General features: G+C 65.2%; 13 protein-coding genes and 1 pseudogene. 5 read left to right on the plus strand and 9 right to left on the minus strand.

Features of this window, described 5'->3' with window-relative positions:
• Nucleotides 1-181: 181 nt before the first annotated feature.
• Entirely contained in the window at nucleotides 182-889 is a 708-nt protein-coding gene (locus OK015_RS25420) for a potassium channel family protein (RefSeq protein WP_268133084.1), read from the plus strand.
• A gap of 222 nt (nucleotides 890-1111) precedes the next feature.
• On the opposite strand, the gene OK015_RS25425 is transcribed toward OK015_RS25420, so the two are convergent.
• The gene (locus OK015_RS25425; RefSeq protein ID WP_268127277.1) at nucleotides 1112-2593 is read right to left on the minus strand and encodes a DUF4185 domain-containing protein; all 1482 of its coding nucleotides are present in this window, start codon (nucleotides 2591-2593) and stop codon (nucleotides 1112-1114) included.
• A gap of 544 nt (nucleotides 2594-3137) precedes the next feature.
• On the opposite strand from OK015_RS25425, the gene OK015_RS25430 reads away from it, so the two are divergent.
• Genes OK015_RS25430 through OK015_RS25440 form a run of 3 tightly spaced genes read left to right on the plus strand, consistent with a single transcriptional unit; the run spans nucleotide 3138 to nucleotide 6400 of the window.
• On the plus strand, nucleotides 3138-4364 hold the full coding sequence (locus tag OK015_RS25430) for an acetyl-CoA acetyltransferase (protein WP_268127278.1): 1227 nt from the start codon (nucleotides 3138-3140) through the stop codon (nucleotides 4362-4364).
• 1 nt (nucleotide 4365) lies between these two features.
• Nucleotides 4366-5877, plus strand: coding sequence for a carotenoid oxygenase family protein (locus tag OK015_RS25435; RefSeq protein ID WP_268127280.1), 1512 nt, complete (start codon nucleotides 4366-4368; stop codon nucleotides 5875-5877).
• A 37-nt stretch (nucleotides 5878-5914) separates the two neighbouring features.
• On the plus strand, nucleotides 5915-6400 hold the full coding sequence (locus tag OK015_RS25440) for a VOC family protein (RefSeq protein WP_268127282.1): 486 nt from the start codon (nucleotides 5915-5917) through the stop codon (nucleotides 6398-6400).
• Between the two features lie 4 nt (nucleotides 6401-6404).
• Here the strand turns inward: OK015_RS25440 and OK015_RS25445 are convergent, their stop codons facing one another.
• From OK015_RS25445 to OK015_RS25470, 6 genes and pseudogenes are all read right to left on the minus strand, one after another.
• Nucleotides 6405-6839 (minus strand): hypothetical protein, encoded by a 435-nt coding sequence (locus tag OK015_RS25445; RefSeq protein ID WP_268127284.1) that lies wholly within the window; start codon nucleotides 6837-6839, stop codon nucleotides 6405-6407.
• 96 nt (nucleotides 6840-6935) lie between these two features.
• A pseudogene (locus OK015_RS25450) lies at nucleotides 6936-7106 on the minus strand (VOC family protein); the annotation flags it as partial.
• Nucleotides 7107-7162: 56 nt separating this feature from the next.
• Nucleotides 7163-7636 carry a type II toxin-antitoxin system Rv0910 family toxin gene (locus tag OK015_RS25455; protein WP_268127285.1) on the minus strand — a complete coding sequence of 158 codons (474 nt, stop codon included), beginning with the start codon at nucleotides 7634-7636 and terminating at the stop codon, nucleotides 7163-7165.
• 4 nt (nucleotides 7637-7640) lie between these two features.
• A complete protein-coding gene (locus tag OK015_RS25460; protein WP_268127286.1) occupies nucleotides 7641-7820 on the minus strand; it encodes an antitoxin in 180 nt (59 codons plus the stop codon).
• Between the two features lie 94 nt (nucleotides 7821-7914).
• Nucleotides 7915-10317 (minus strand): cation-translocating P-type ATPase, encoded by a 2403-nt coding sequence (locus tag OK015_RS25465; RefSeq protein ID WP_268127288.1) that lies wholly within the window; start codon nucleotides 10315-10317, stop codon nucleotides 7915-7917.
• A complete protein-coding gene (locus OK015_RS25470; protein WP_268127291.1) occupies nucleotides 10314-11906 on the minus strand; it encodes a serine hydrolase in 1593 nt (530 codons plus the stop codon). Before OK015_RS25470 ends, OK015_RS25465 begins: the two co-directional genes overlap by 4 nt.
• A gap of 123 nt (nucleotides 11907-12029) precedes the next feature.
• On the opposite strand from OK015_RS25470, the gene mug reads away from it, so the two are divergent.
• Nucleotides 12030-12563 (plus strand): G/U mismatch-specific DNA glycosylase, encoded by a 534-nt coding sequence (gene mug / locus OK015_RS25475; protein WP_268127293.1) that lies wholly within the window; start codon nucleotides 12030-12032, stop codon nucleotides 12561-12563.
• Here mug and OK015_RS25480 read toward each other — a convergent pair.
• The gene (locus tag OK015_RS25480) at nucleotides 12526-13659 is read right to left on the minus strand and encodes an MBL fold metallo-hydrolase (RefSeq protein ID WP_268127295.1); all 1134 of its coding nucleotides are present in this window, start codon (nucleotides 13657-13659) and stop codon (nucleotides 12526-12528) included. The genes mug and OK015_RS25480 overlap by 38 nt on opposite strands.
• Before the next feature lie 5 nt (nucleotides 13660-13664).
• Nucleotides 13665-14396 carry an enoyl-CoA hydratase gene (locus OK015_RS25485; RefSeq protein WP_268127297.1) on the minus strand — a complete coding sequence of 244 codons (732 nt, stop codon included), beginning with the start codon at nucleotides 14394-14396 and terminating at the stop codon, nucleotides 13665-13667.
• Between the last annotated feature and the right edge of the window lie 5 nt (nucleotides 14397-14401).

Raw genomic sequence — 14401 nt, forward strand, 5'->3', positions numbered from 1 at the left:
CGATCCCGTTCGGACGTGAACCCGGCAGCGGGTGCCGGGTGGGCACTCATCTACGACGAGGGTGCCGCCTTTGGTTCGCTGCTAGTAAATCAGCACCCGGCCGCGGAGCGCTCGGTGTGGCTGAGAGTATCAAGACCCTGCAGCCTCGATGAGACAAGATGGCTGGGTGGCGATGCGAAAATTGAGAATCGGGATTGCCGGCGCGGGCAAGGTAGGTCGTTCGGTCGCAGGCGAGTTGCTGGATAACGGCCACAAGATCTTGTTGATTGAACGCGAACGAAGCAACTTCGTACCAACCACGGTTCCCGACGCGGATTGGCTGAATGCCGACGCTTGCGAGCTGACAGCATTACAAGAGGCGGGCCTGCAGACCTGCGATGTCGTGATTGCAGCAACCGGAGATGACAAGTCCAATCTGGTCGTGGGCCTGCTGGCCAAAGTCGAGTTCGGGGTGCCCAGGGTGGTGGCAAGGATCAACGATGTCCGCAATGAGTGGCTCTTTACCCAGAGTTGGGGTGTCGACGTGGCAGTCTCGACGCCGGACGCCATGGTTGCAGGAATCGAGGGCGCCATCGACGTTGGCCACCTGGTGCGATTGATGGCATTGCACAAAGGACGGGCAGCCTTAACGAAACTGACTCTGCCCGAAGGTAATCCACTCGTGGGACAGCGAGTGAGCGAATTGGAATTGCCGGGAACCACGGTTTTAGTCACGGTGCTCCGAGGTGACAACGTTTTGGTTCCTAAGCCCAGCCAGGTGCTCGAAGCCGGCGACGAGATGGTGTTCGTCAGCAACGACTCCTTGGACCTGTCCGGCAGGGCCGACGAGGAAGCGCCTCGTTGGGGGCAATCCGAAAAGCCTGGCGGATGGACACCTAACGCGCCCTAGGCCGCAGAGCGAAGTAGATAGTGCAGTCACGGGCGCGAAAGCATCCGAACGCAGTCGAACGCGCGGTGGTTGGCTCCCTTCTGGCCGACCGGTTCAGCTCAGGTCGGTACCCGGCTCGGCTCTCCGGATGTCTGACCGCGATGCCGCGCAGGATAGCCAGATTCTGAACATGATTGAGCAGTAACGTAATTCATGTCCTGCCGGATGCCACCGAGGGCGCGGCTAGGGCAACACCGTGTGCATCAACATCACGTCGTAGGCCGACCACAGCGACAGGTTGAAGTACAGGTCTCGACCCGACGACCAGGGGTGGATCATCGGCGCGTAGATGCCACCCGGCATCTGGAACGACGACACGAGCGGCTGCTCCCCACTCCACGGCCCCTGCGGCGTCGGCGCAGTCCGTGCCACCACGTCGTTGCTGCCCCCGTTGGTGTACAGCACCAGGTATTGCTTGAGATAGCTGTTGTATTGGGCCGACATCTCGCCCACCGGTCCCGGCCACAGCGGCGTCGCCGCACCCGGATTCGCCGGGACCCAGTGTCCACCGTTGTCGCCGTTCCAATATTGGTACTTGGACAGGTCCGGCAGCTGGTTCGGAGGAACGCGCGACAGAAAGGCCGCACCGCCACGTCCCGACGGCGTCCCGAAGTTGTAGATGAAGCCGTCGTTCCCCTTCATGAACGCGCCCATTTGGAAGTTCTCATTGCCCGGGGTGTACCCGGCGCCCGGGACCGTGTCCGGCGCGGCCGTCCGGATGGATCCGGGGAAGATCCCCCAGTTCTGGCCGTTGTCGTTGGACCTCGCGATGGCCGAATAGTTCGTCGACCATTCGCCGTCGCGACCCCACTGCCGAATCGACATGTAACTCATGTACTGCGTTCGGCCCAGCGACAGGGCTGACGTCGGAATGATTCCCGTTTCGTGGTTCGCCTTGTGGATGGTGTTGACGACCTGTTTGGACAGGCCGTTTGTCCACACCGGGGAGCCGGAGTAGTTGTTGTTGGGCACACCGTCCGCGATGTGGATTCCTTGTGACAAATCGTGGTCATTGCTGCGGAACAGCACGTTGTAGCGCCATTGCTGGCCGCGGACCTTGCAGTAGCCGAAGGTGTCACCGAAGGCCATCAAGGCCTGGCGGTTAGCGGCATCGCCGTTGTCCCAGACGATTCCGAGGTCGGTCCCGGAAATGCCGAAGCGTTGCAGGGTCTTGTTCGGGCCGTTCGGTCCTGTCACCCAGTCCACCAGCGACGTCGGCGCTCCCGCGATCTGAGCGGGAGGTGCCGCCGCGTCCGGTGCGGGCTGCGCCGCTGGCTGCGGACCTGGAGCCGCGTTCGGCCGCAACGGCGTGGCGTTCGGCGACTGCGGCGGTCCCGGCGCGGGTGGATTCGGCCCAGGCGGCGGCACCACCCCCGCCTGCGGCACCATCGGAGCCGAGTATCGCTGGCCGCCGCCAGTAGGCGGCTTGATCAGCGAAGCGATCAGCGGACCCAACTTGGGCAGCGGCGCCTGGTCATTCGTATGAGAGGGCCTTCGCCCGGTCGGCGGTTGGACGACTGGCTGAGGCGCGGGCATCGCCGGCTGTCCAGGCGGCGGCTCGATGTTGGCCTCGGCCGCACCACATGGGGTGGCGTTTGCTGATGGCGCGGGTCCAGCCGCAACGATGTATGCGATAGCGGCCACCGGCACCAGCGCTAGCGACATGGTCCGAAGAATCCCCGACAAAGTCACACCCTTCCAGGAGCGAGACGCCCATCTTGACGTTCGCAGTTGGCCCATGTGACGATAGTGATCTAAGAGGCTTGTGTGACCAGCTATCAGCTAATAGGTATGTATCCGTGACCGTGTCGAAATCCTGGTCTCAGGCTATTCCCGGGCGCATTTGCTAGGGGAGTTGAAGGGCATCGACTTGGCGGCCGTTGATATCGCCGACTCTCGGGTCGCGGGCCCAACTGCGAACCCGGCTACTCGCCCGAAGGACGGACCCGGACCGGCCGAGCTTGCCGAGCGCGCCGTTTTGGCTCGCCCGCCCGCTGAACAGGGAAATCCTCGCTCGCGCAGGTCAAATCACTGCTGAGATTCTCGGCAGCCAACATGCTTGCCATGTTTGCTTGCGGCCAGGGATGGTAATGCCCCAACAGGGTGGGCGCGTCGGCCGGCCTACGCGCCCACCTAGGTCCCGTCGGTTCAGCCCGAGAGCCGACGGGTCCGCTATTTTCGGGGTAATCCAGGAGTACCGTGCGCTGGTATGGACGGCTCGGCAAATGTGTGGATTCTCGGCGGCTACCAGAGCGACTTCGCTCGCAACCTCACGAAGGAGAACCGCGACTTCGCGGCGTTGACCGCCGAGGTTGTCGACGGGACACTCGCCGCGGCCAAGGTGGACGCCGCCGAGATCGGAGTGGTCCACGTCGCGAACGCCTTCGGTGAGATGTTCGCCAGCCAGGGCCACCTCGGCGCCATGCCGGCGACGGTGTGCGACGGGCTCTGGGACACCCCCGCCTCGCGGCACGAAGCCGCCTGCGCCTCCGGCAGCATCGCGGCGCTGTCGGCAATCGCCGATCTGCGCTCCGGCGCCTACGACACCGCGCTCGTGGTGGGGATCGAGCTGGAGAAACCCGTGCCCGGCGACGTCGCCGCCGTGTACCTGGGCGCTGCCGCGTGGACCGGACACGAGGGCGCCGACGCGCGCTACCTGTGGCCGTCGATGTTCGCCCAAGTTGCCGACGAGTACGACCGGCGCTACGGCTTGGACGACACTCATCTGCGGGCCATCGCACACCTCAACTTCGCCAATGCCCGGCGCAACCCCAACGCGCAGACCCGCGAGTGGACCGTGCCCGACCCGATCACCGACGACGACACGACCAACCCGGTGACCGAAGGCCGGCTGCGGCGGTTCGACTGCAGCCAGATGACCGACGGCGGTGCGGGATTGGTTCTGGTCACCGACGCCTACCTGCGCGACCATCCCGATGCCCGACCGATCGGCCGTATCGACGGCTGGGGGCATCGCACTGTCGGGCTGGGTCTGCGGCAGAAACTGGATCGGGCCGCCGACGAGCCCTACGTACTGCCGCACGTGCGGTCGGCGGTGCTCGACGCGTTGCACCGCGCGCAGGTGACGCTCGACGACATCGACGGGTTAGAGGTGCACGACTGTTTCACCCCCAGCGAATACCTGGCCATCGATCACATCGGGCTGACCGGTCCGGGTGAATCGTGGAAGGCCATCGAAAACGGGGAGATCGAAATCGGCGGCCGGCTTCCGATCAATCCCAGCGGCGGCCTGATCGGTGGCGGCCACCCGGTTGGAGCTTCCGGTGTGCGGATGCTCCTTGACGCGGCCAAACAAGTCAACGGCGGGGCCGGTGATTATCAAGTCGAGGGCGCGACCACCTTCGGCACGCTGAACTTCGGCGGCAGCACCGCGACGACGGTCAGTTTCGTCGTGGGCACAACGCGAGGCGCATGACATGGATGTTGAGATCGTAGGCAAGTTCCTGTCGACCCTGCCCGAAGACGACGACCACCCCTACCGGACCGGCCCGTGGCGACCGCAGACCACCGAGTGGGACGCCGAGGACCTTGTCCCGGTGGAGGGCGAAATCCCCGCCGACCTCGACGGCATCTATCTGCGCAACACCGAGAACCCGCTGCATCCGGCACTGAAGACCTACCACCCGTTCGACGGTGACGGCATGGTGCATGTCGTCGGCTTCCGCGATGGAAAAGCCTTCTACCGCAACCGCTTTATCCGCACCGACGGCTTTTTGGCCGAGAACGACGCCGGCGAGCCGCTGTGGCCGGGTCTGGCCGAACCGGTGCAATTGGCCCGGCGCGAAGCGGGCTGGGGCGCGCGTACGAAGATGAAGGACGCGTCGAGCACCGACGTCATCGTGCACCGGGGAATCGCGCTGACCAGTTTCTACCAGTGCGGTGATCTGTACCGGGTCGACCCGTATTCGGCCAACACCCTCGGCAAGGAAAGCTGGAACGGGCGCTTCCCCGTCGACTGGGGTGTGTCCGCGCATCCGAAGGTCGACAACAAAACCGGAGAACTGCTGTTCTTCAACTACAGCAAGCAGGATCCGTACATGCGTTACGGCGTCGTCGACGACGACGAGCTGGCCCACTACGTCGACATCCCGCTGCCGGGCCCGCGTCTCCCCCACGACATGGCGTTCACCGAAAACTACGCCATCCTCAACGATTTCCCGTTGTTCTGGGATCCGCGGCTGCTCGAGCAAGACGTGCACCTGCCGCGCTTCTACCCGGACATCCCGTCGCGCTTCGCGGTGATCCCGCGTCGCGGATCGACCGCTGATATCAAGTGGTTCGAAGCGGACCCCACGTTCGTGCTGCACTTCACCAACGCCTACGAGGACGGCGACGAGATCGTGCTGGACGGCTTCTTCGAAGGCGATCCTCAACCGCTCGACACTGGAGGAACCAAGTGGGAGAAGCTGTTTCGCTTCCTCGCACTGGACCGCCTGCAGGCCCGGCTGCACCGGTGGCGCTTCAACCTGGTCACCGGCGCGGTAAAAGAGGAGCAACTGTCGGACTCGATCACCGAGTTCGGGACCATCAATTCCGGCTACGCGGGCAGCAGTTACCGTTACACCTATGCCGCCACCGGGAAGCCGGGCTGGTTCCTGTTCGACGGGCTGGTCAAACATGACCTTCTCGCCGGCGGTCAGGAGGGCTTCTCTTTCGGCGACGGCGTCTACGGCAGTGAGACCGCGATGGCGCCGCGCGTGGGCGCCATCGGCGAAGACGACGGCTACCTGGTCACCCTCACCACCGACATGAACACCGACGCCTCCTATTGCGTGGTGCTCGACGCCGCGCGGGTCGCCGACGGGCCGGTGTGCAAACTGCAACTGCCGGAACGCATTTCCAGCGGCACCCATTCGACGTGGGCGCCCGGCGTCCAGTTGCGGCGCTGGGGCACTAGCGAGTCGGCGGCCGCTGCCGTGGGTCTGTGAACCCAGCAACTCTGCGACCCGTCATCATGACATGGCTATGAACTCCGAAAAGCCCCGCCGGACTACGCACTGGCCCATGCAGTTGGCGCCGATCGGCGCCATCCGCTTCGCGCGCCGTTCGTCGAACTTCGAAGAGACCGTGCGGTTTTACCGTGATCTGGTGGGGCTGCCGCTGTTCGAGACGTTCGACGCCAGCTATGGCAGCAACGGCGCGATTTTCGGTTTGCCCAGCTGGAACCTGACGATGGAGATCGTGCAGGCCCCCGGCGACGACGTCGCGGTCGATCATCACGAGCAGCTGTGCCTGTATTTCCCGGACGAACAGTCACAGCAGGCCGCGATCGCGCGACTGCAGGAGGCGGGGGTCGAAGAGGCGCAGCAGCATCCGTACTGGACGGCGACGGGTGCGGTCACCTATCGCGATCCCGACGGCCGTGAAGTCGTGTTCGCGCCGTTCGTGTTCGGCGTCAACGAGCCCGCCGACAGCTCCATCTCGGGCAAACACGAGTTCCCGTCGGGCTGAGGCGTTATCGGCCGGGGCGACCCGAGACGACGGCGGCGACCAGCGACGCAACCGAACACGCGACCGCGCCGACGGCGGCGACCCCGCCGACATAAAGTCCGTATTCCGCCGACACCGGTGGGTTGACGTTGAGTTTGTAGTACCACGCCACGAGCGCCACGATGAGTAGCGAAATGACCAGCGCGGCAATCGAAGCGAGCCGCACCGACAGGCCGCGCCCCAGCATCGCCCCGGCCACCAGCAACCCCGAGGACAGCAGCACAATCAGCTGGCCCGCGCCGAATCCGGCCGGAAGCTGCAGGCTGCCGTGTCTGCCCCCGATCGCACTGGCCCAGCCGCCGCCGCCGACCGACGTGGTCAGCCACGGCAGCCAGGCACTGGCCGAAACGACCAGCGCAAACAACGCCACCAGCCATCCGGGGCGCAGGCGGCGGGTCATGGGTGCGACCTTAATAGGGCGCCGTACCGGCCGCCGCTCGCCACGCGCAGCGCCATCGGACAGACGGCGAGGCCCGCTACGCCGCGCTTGCGATCGTCACGCCTGCAGCGAGGACACGTTGAAGTTGACGCCGGTCGGGTCGATCGCCGCGGCCAGCCGGCCGTAGGGAGTGTCCTGCGGTCTGCGCAGCACAGCTCCACCGTTCTCGGTGATCACCCGCAGCGTTTTGTCGACATCCTCGGCACCGAAGAAGACGGTCCAGTGCGCGCAGCCGAACCGGCGGTTCGCCACCGACGATGGCTCGCAGCAGGTCCGCCAGACGGTCAGCGGCCGACGCCGCTGTGTCCGTTGCGGCCGGGATCAGGAGCGGTGAACACGGTGACGAATCTCTCCAGGGATTCGTTGATGTCGCTTCTCAGCGCGGCGGCGACGATCATGCCGATCGGACCGAACAGCGCCGGACCGCCGAGGTGCACGTCGAAGCTGACGACCGATCCGTCGTCTTTCGGCTTGACCTTGGCGATCAGCTTGACCTTGACACCACCGACTCCGTCACCGTTGAGCGTCATGGCTTCGGGCGGCTTGTAATGCACGATCGTCCATTTGATCCGGTTGAGCATGCCCTTTACCTCGACGACCGATTCGATCACCGTGCCCTTGTGCAGGTCGTCGGGCAGCTTGCTGCGCCACACTCGGTGGATGCTCAACCAGTCCTTGAAGCGCGACAGGTCGGAGGCGTGCTTCCAGGCCTGCTCTGGCGGCAGTGGTACCTCGATGGATCCGGAAAGTTTCGCCATGCGGTCAGCTCTGCGGGGTGCCCGGGTCGACCGCCTTCTTGGCCTCTTCCTGCACCTTGTGGATGGTGTCGGAGTACTTGCCCTGCGTCTTGTCGTCGACGAACTCGCCGGCCTTGTCGATCGCGGTCTCGACCTTGTCGGCGTTCTGCGCCAACAGGTCCTTCGCCTTGTCCAGAAATCCCATGCGCTGTCCCTTCCCCGCAGATCCCCGGGGCCGCCGGGGAGCCTTCTTTGCTGGTAGAACCCTACTTGCCGATGTCAGCGTCGCCCCAATCGCCCTAGTCGGCCTCATCGGTCTGGTCGGCCCGCCACAACCGGGGTTCGATGCCGAGCATCCTGGCCCGGATCCACCATGCGGCCTCGATCGCCACGGCGCCCAGCACGCCGATCCCCAGCGCCGTAGATGTCACGGTCAGATTCGTCGGGTCGAGCAGAAACTTCTGCTGCGCCAGCGGGATGCCGAAGATCGCGACGTAGGCCAGGCCGCAGGCAGTGATCAGCGCGACCCGCCACCACTGGTAGGGGCGCGCCACCACCGCCAGCACCCAAAGTGCGGTCACCAGCAGGGTGATCAGTGCGGCGGTCGACGCTTGCTCCTGTTCGATAAACGTGGCGTGGCGGCCCCGGTAGGCCACCAGGTAGGAGACGAAAGTTGTGGTGCCGACGACCAATCCGGACGGCAGCGCCGATATCAGCACGCGGCGCACGAAGCCGGGATAGGCACGCTCGTTGTTGGGGGCCAGCGACAGGATGAACGACGGGATGCCGATGGTGAACCACGCGGCGATGGTGACGTGGATCGGCTGAAACGGGTAGAGCAGCGGATCCGCCTTGAGCGGCTTGGACAACAGGCATTCGATGCCCACGAACAATGCCAGTAGCACCGAGTACACCGTCTTTGTCAGAAACAGGTTGGCAACCCGCTCGATGTTGCCGATGACCCGACGGCCCTCGCCGACGACGTAGGGAAGCGTCGCGAACTTGTTGTCCAGCAACACAATCTGCGCCACCGCTCGCGATGCCGGGCTGCCGGCACCCATCGCCACGCCGATGTCGGCGTCCTTGAGGGCCAGCACGTCGTTGACGCCGTCGCCGGTCATCGCCACGGTGTGGCCGTGCGCCTGCAAAGCGTGCACGATGGCCCGCTTCTGATCGGGCCGCACCCGGCCGAAGGTGGTGTAGGCCTCCAGCGTGTCGGCCAATTCGCCTGCCTCCGTTGGTAGTTGACGTGCGTCCATTGCCTCGCCATGCAGTCCGAGCTTGGCCGCTACAGCACCGACCGATACCGCGTTGTCACCGGAGATCACCTTCACCGAAACATTCTGGGCAGCAAAGTATTCCACTGTTTCACGAGCGTCCGGGCGCACCTTCTGCTCCAGCACCACCAACGCGACCGGCGTAACCTGCCCCGGAGCATTCGAGTCATCCACAGCGACATCGGCGGCACCGAGCAACAGGACCCGCATCCCCCGCGCCCCGATCCGTTCAGCCTGCGCGGCGGCCGCCGAGCCCGGGTCAAGCAAAACGTCCGGCGCGCCGATCACCCAGTTGCCGTGATTGGAATAGGACACCCCGCTCCATTTGGTTGCCGACTTGAAAGGCGCTGTGGCCGTGCTGATCCAGCCGGTCGGCTGGTCAAAGGTCTCGGCAATCGCCTGCATGCTGGCATTCGGGCGCGGGTCGGCCGCGGCCAGCGCGCCCAGCGCATCTGCGATGGTCGCCGCCTGCGGGGCGGCGAGTTCGGCGACATCGGAGACCCGCATACCGCTTTCGGTCAGGGTGCCCGTCTTGTCGGCACACACCACATCGACGCGGGCCAAACCCTCGATCGCGGGCAATTCCTGTACCAGGCAACGACGCTGACCGAGCCTGATGACTCCGACCGCGAATGCGATCGAGGTCATCAGCACCAAGCCCTCGGGAACCATCGGCACCAGCGCACCCACCGTCCGCAGCACGGACTGCTGCCACCCCGCATGTGTGGTGAACAGCTGCGTGTAGATCGTCAGCAGCCCAGCCGGCACCAGCAGGTAGGTGATGAATTGCAGAATCCGGTTAATTCCGTTGCGCAGTTCGGATTTCACCAGCGTGAACTTGCTGGCATTTTCGGCGAGCTGGGCGGCATAAGCCGCCGGGCCGACCTTGGTGGCGCGATAGGCACCGGTGCCGGCGACGACGAAACTCCCGGACATGACCGGATCGCCGGCGCGCTTGGCGATCGGGTCCGCCTCACCGGTCAGCAGCGATTCGTCGACCTCCAGGTTGTCTTCCTCGAGAACCTCGCCGTCGACCACGATCTGATCGCCCGGACCGAGCTCGATTACGTCGCCGAGCACCACCTCGGCAGGCAACAGCGTTCGAGTCCCGGATCGCCTGCGCACCAATGGTTTCGCCTGCCCGACGATCGCCAGCTTGTCCAGCGTCCGCTTAGCGCGAATCTCCTGGACCATCCCGATGACACTGTTGGCGATGATGAGCAGGCCGAACAGCCCGTTGATGATCGAACCGGTCGCCAGCACGATTGCCAGCAGCACGCCCAGGATCGCGTTGATCCGGGTGAAGACGTTGGCGCGAACGATCTCCGTGGTGCTGCGGGCGGCGTGTGCCGGAACCGCGTTGCTGTTGCCCTCGGCTACCCGCTGCGCCACCTCGGTGTCGGTTAGGCCTGAGGCGGCATTCATCGGGTGAACGTTCCCAGCTTATCGGCGTCGTAGTACTCCAGGTTCAGCGTGGCGCCGGGGAACCCGGAAAATACAGCCTTGGATATCGTTCCGGGCGGCGCATTTTCGTTGGTTATCGAGAACGTGAAGGTATCGCCGTCCCAGTGCGTGAGAGGGGCCGTCTGATTCTTCGGACCCAGTGCTAGCTGAAGTTGCCCGTTGTTTTGGGTCACGACGGCCGGACCCCAGTAGTCGCTGGCGTAGACGCCGAGGTAGTCGGTGAGCGGCCGGGCCGGCGCGGGGTCGGCGGGGGGCTGCTTGCCGACCAGTGAGCCCTCCGCGTTGTTCATCCAGCCGAGTGCATGGTTGTACAGGGCCGGCCAATCCTCGCGAATTTGCCCGTACTGCACCAGATCCATGAATTGCGCGGTCAGCGCTTCGGGAATGCCGTACGGCGCACCGTTGGTCAGCGCGATGATGCCGACGTCCACCGACGGCAGCACGACAAAATTGGTTGCCGCGCCCGACGAGAAGCCGCCGGAGTGGCTGTACTCGGTACGCCCCGACGAGGTCACCGAGGCGTTGAATCCGTGACCGTAGTTGCCGGCCCGGGCCTTCGGCGACGATGCGGGCATCGAAACGACTTGCGGGGTGATCGCGGGCAGCAGCGCCTCGGGCGATGTGATCTGTTGGCCGTTGTAACTTCCGTCGGCCATCACCATCGTCAGCCAGCGGGCCATGTCGTTGATCGACGAACTCACGCCACCCGCCGGCGTTTCCGCATCCGGATCGCGCTGGAAGCGTGGCTCCCACTTGTCCCCCACCTTGACGTGCAGCACCGCGTGATTGGGCCTGGCCACATAATCGGCGTACCTCGAACTCGTCGACGCCATACCCAATGGGCGGTACAGCACCTCGTCGGAGAGGTCCTCCCACGGTTTACCCGCGGCGGCCGCCACCGCCTCGGCAGCTGCGGTCAAGCCAAAGTTGGTATAGGCGTAGCTATTTCGAAAAGGAGCCAGCGGCAAATACTTCAGTCGCTCCAGCACTTGCCGGCGGTCGTACCCGAGATCCTCCAGCTTGTCGCCGGCGTGGTCGGGCAGCCCGGAGCGGTGCGAGTACAGGTCGGCGACGGTCGCATGGCTTGTGACGTAGGGATCCGACAGCGCGAACCACGGCAGCTTGGCGACCACCGGCGTGTCCCAGGTGATGACGTTGTTGGTCACCTCATGCGCGACCACGGTCGCGCCAACCGATTTCGACACCGATGCCAGCTGGAAGACGGTGTCAGCGTCGACCATGTTGTCTTGGCCGTTGCCCTTGCTTGCATCCTTCAGGCCGAAACCTTTGGCGTACACCGCTTTTCCACCGCGCACGACGGCCACGGAGATGCCCGGGACGCCGGTGTTCCGCATCAAGTCATTGACCAGGCCGTCGACCTTCGAGATGGCGTCGTCGATGCGGCCGGGCGGAATGTCCAGACCCGACACTTCGTTGGGAGGCGCCTCAGACAACGCGGCGGGCGGGATCGATATGGGGTGCCCGGAGCCGCATGCGACCAACGCCAGCAAAACCACCACGACCGCGGCGAGGGCCGCGCGTTTCGTCATGCTCGCAGACTTTAGCCCTCGAACGCGGCTGCGGATGCTCTCGGCGCCATGTCGACATGGCCGGCACACCGGCGAGCCTACGATAGGCGCGTCACGTGTTTGTCTGATGGGGGTATCGACAGGATGCACTATGAACCGGACATCCTCGCCCCGGGTCTCGACATCGTCTTCTGTGGCGTGAACCCGGCAACTACTGCCGCTGCCGACGGCCACAACTTCTCCAACCGCAGCAACCGTTTTTGGTCCGTACTGCAGCTGGCCGGATTCACCGACACACGATTACGGCCAGAAGATGAGCGCCGATTACTCGACTACGGTTGCGGCATCACCGCGGTCGTCGGTCGACCGACCCGACGGGCCAGCGATGTGGCGACGGAAGAGTTCCGCCGTGCCCGGCCCGAGTTCGAAGCCAAGATGCGGCGCTACGCACCACGAGCGATCGGCTTCCTCGGGAAACGTGCCCTGGCGGGGATGACGGGCGCATCGAAAATCGCCTGGGGTCTGTATACGCCCGGGTTTGCCGACTCCGCGGCGTGGGTGCTGCCCAACCCAAGCGGCCTCAACAGAGGATTCACCCTCGATGATCTTGCCAACGCGTACTCCGAACTACGTTGTGCGCTCACCGAATCCGGTTCTGCAGTCGCCACCACGGGTTGAATCGGGGCGGTCCGGTCGGATCCAGGCGCTGACCGGGCGCGGGAACCGCCACCGTGACGCCGGCGGTTTCCGCGGCCGCGAGCATGCGCTCGACCGGCTCGGCCCACGGGTGCGGTGCCAGCCGGAAGGTGCCCCAGTGGATGGGCACCAAAACCGCGGATCCGGCTGCTGTGAGATCCAGATGCGCTCGGACCGCCTCCTCCGGATTCATGTGGATGTCCGGCCAGCCAGGGTTATAGGCGCCAATCGGCAGCAGGGTCAGATCAAACGGGCCGTGCTCGGCGCCGATCTGCTCGAAGCTCTTCGTGTAGCCGGTATCCCCGCCGAAATAGGCCCGATGACTGGGACCGATGATTCCCCAGGAGGCCCACAGCGTGGTGTTGCGATCCAGGAAACGACCCGAAAAGTGCCGTGCCGGTAGGCAGATCAGGGTCAATTCGTCGACGTGACCGTTTTCATTCCAGTCGAGTTCGACGATGCGATGTGCCGGGACGCCCCACGCGCGCAAATGGGCACCCACGCCGAGCGGCACGAAGAACGGCGCCCGCTGGGTGCGGGTGAGCGCGACGACGGTGTCGATGTCGAGATGGTCGTAGTGGTCATGGCTGATCACCACGGCATCGACGGCAGGCAGCGCTTCGAGCTCGACCGGGGGCGGATGCAGCCGCTCCGGGCCGATCACGTCCGACGGCGAGCAGCGGTGACTCCACACCGGATCGGTGAGCACTCGGTAACCGTCGATCTCCAGCAGGGCGGTGGAGTGGCCCAGCCAGCTGACGGCCAATCGGCCGGGGTCGGCGTCGAATGTCCCGGGCGCGGCTAGCGGGATCGGCGCGGTCGGGCGGCTCCCACCGCGTCCACCCACGAGCTCCCACGCGATCAGCGCGAACTGCTCACGGTCCAGGTTCACATTCGAGGCGGGGTCAATGTTGACGAAGACTCCGTCATGGAAATTGGGCGAGTGCTGCGTCACCGCCCGGATGGAGGACGGGTCGGCCCCGAGCGCCGCCGGCGCCCCGTGCAGCGCGCGCAGCACCCACCCGCCTGCGGCGAGCGTGACCGTGCCGGCGGCCAAGCGCAGTGCTGCGGGCACCATGTCCGTCAGGCTCCCTGGAACCTCGGCGGACGCTTCTCCACCCGGGCGACTTGCGCTTCGATGACGTCCTGGCTGCCCCAGGCCTTGTCAAAGAGTTCCTTATGCACTGGCGAGGCCTCCTCGATCGAACCGTCGTCGTTGAGTACCCGCTTAGCGTGCTGGATCGCCAGCGGCGCCAGCCCGGAGATCTCGGCACCCCAGGCCTGGGCATCGTCCAGCGTCCCGATCCGGTTGGCCATTCCCGTCTGCAGCGCCGTCTCGGCGGTCAACTTTTCCGCCGCCAGCAGCATCGCCCGGGCCCGGCCGTGGCCGACCAGCGACGACAGTCGTCGGATGCTCCAGTTATCAAGCGCGAGACCGTACTTCGAAGTCGGAAACTGGAAGAACGCATCCGCAGCGACGACCCGCAGATCACATTGCATGGCCAACTGCAGGCCAGCACCGATGGCGGGACCGTTGATGGCACCGATCACCGGGATGGGAGCCGCATCCAACACCTTGTGCAGCTCGATCAGCCGGTCGGGGTAGTCGGCCGCAAACGCGTCGCCGCTCAGGTCCGCGCCGGCGCAGAACACCGTGCCCTGGCCGGTCAGCACGATCGCACGGGTGGACCCGTCACCGGACTTCAGCACGGCCTCGCGCAGCTCGTCGACGAGCTCTGAGTTCAGGGCGTTGCGCCGCTCCGGGCGCTGCAACTCGATGGTCATAACCGCTTCGACCTGCGTAATACCGATCATGGCCG

The organism is Mycobacterium sp. Aquia_216, assembly GCF_026723865.1.
Taxonomy (GTDB): domain Bacteria; phylum Actinomycetota; class Actinomycetes; order Mycobacteriales; family Mycobacteriaceae; genus Mycobacterium.

What these genes read in the sequence shown, in the direction of transcription:
- OK015_RS25455 (WP_268127285.1), bottom strand. Translation starts at nt 7,636, where the DNA reads ATGGCGAAACTTTCCGGATCCATCGAGGTACCACTGCCGCCAGAGCAG.
- mug (WP_268127293.1), top strand. Translation starts at nt 12,030, where the DNA reads ATGCACTATGAACCGGACATCCTCGCCCCGGGTCTCGACATCGTCTTC.
- OK015_RS25440 (WP_268127282.1), top strand. Translation starts at nt 5,915, where the DNA reads ATGAACTCCGAAAAGCCCCGCCGGACTACGCACTGGCCCATGCAGTTG.
- OK015_RS25485 (WP_268127297.1), bottom strand. Translation starts at nt 14,396, where the DNA reads ATGATCGGTATTACGCAGGTCGAAGCGGTTATGACCATCGAGTTGCAG.
- OK015_RS25465 (WP_268127288.1), bottom strand. Translation starts at nt 10,317, where the DNA reads ATGAATGCCGCCTCAGGCCTAACCGACACCGAGGTGGCGCAGCGGGTA.
- OK015_RS25460 (WP_268127286.1), bottom strand. Translation starts at nt 7,820, where the DNA reads ATGGGATTTCTGGACAAGGCGAAGGACCTGTTGGCGCAGAACGCCGAC.
- OK015_RS25425 (WP_268127277.1), bottom strand. Translation starts at nt 2,593, where the DNA reads ATGTCGCTAGCGCTGGTGCCGGTGGCCGCTATCGCATACATCGTTGCG.
- OK015_RS25480 (WP_268127295.1), bottom strand. Translation starts at nt 13,659, where the DNA reads ATGGTGCCCGCAGCACTGCGCTTGGCCGCCGGCACGGTCACGCTCGCC.
- OK015_RS25470 (WP_268127291.1), bottom strand. Translation starts at nt 11,906, where the DNA reads ATGACGAAACGCGCGGCCCTCGCCGCGGTCGTGGTGGTTTTGCTGGCG.
- OK015_RS25445 (WP_268127284.1), bottom strand. Translation starts at nt 6,839, where the DNA reads ATGACCCGCCGCCTGCGCCCCGGATGGCTGGTGGCGTTGTTTGCGCTG.
- OK015_RS25435 (WP_268127280.1), top strand. Translation starts at nt 4,366, where the DNA reads ATGGATGTTGAGATCGTAGGCAAGTTCCTGTCGACCCTGCCCGAAGAC.
- OK015_RS25430 (WP_268127278.1), top strand. Translation starts at nt 3,138, where the DNA reads ATGGACGGCTCGGCAAATGTGTGGATTCTCGGCGGCTACCAGAGCGAC.